This is a genomic window from Pseudomonas sp. P7779 (assembly GCF_013386315.1).
Classification (GTDB): Bacteria; Pseudomonadota; Gammaproteobacteria; order Pseudomonadales; family Pseudomonadaceae; genus Aquipseudomonas.
Genome location: NZ_JACARZ010000188.1, coordinates 1 through 401, shown reverse-complemented (window position 1 = coordinate 401; position 401 = coordinate 1). Strand labels below are relative to the sequence as shown.

General features: G+C 58.9%; 1 protein-coding gene. It reads right to left on the bottom strand.

Going from position 1 to position 401, the window contains the following annotated elements:
- Positions 1 to 46: 46 nt before the first annotated feature.
- A partial coding sequence (locus tag HX869_RS31005) for a GFA family protein (protein WP_178904163.1) occupies positions 47 to 401 on the bottom strand: 355 nt, incomplete at its 5' end.

Below are 401 nucleotides of genomic sequence, written 5' to 3'. Positions count from 1 at the left end.
CACCCAAATAACGGATATTCACTCACTCACTCACTCACTTAATCAATCAACCCAGCCCCAACCGCTCATGCCACTCGGCAATCGACTCCTCTGGATACGCCTCAAACTCCAGGTCCCCCGCGCGAACACTCACCTCAACCCACGGCGCCTTCGACCCCAGCATCAAATGCGTATGCTCCGGCGGCACCGGCAACGGCGTATCAATCGCCGAAGCAAACGGATGAATCAACTCCGGCCACTGCGGACTGAACAACCACAACCCCGACCCACACTGCGAACAAAAATGCCGCTCAGCCGTACTCGCATGCGCCCGGCTATCCCCCGGCTCTTTCATCCGCGCGTGATAAATCGAAATCAACTTGCGCCCCCGCACCTTGAGGCTCCTGGCATCCCCCCCAAGG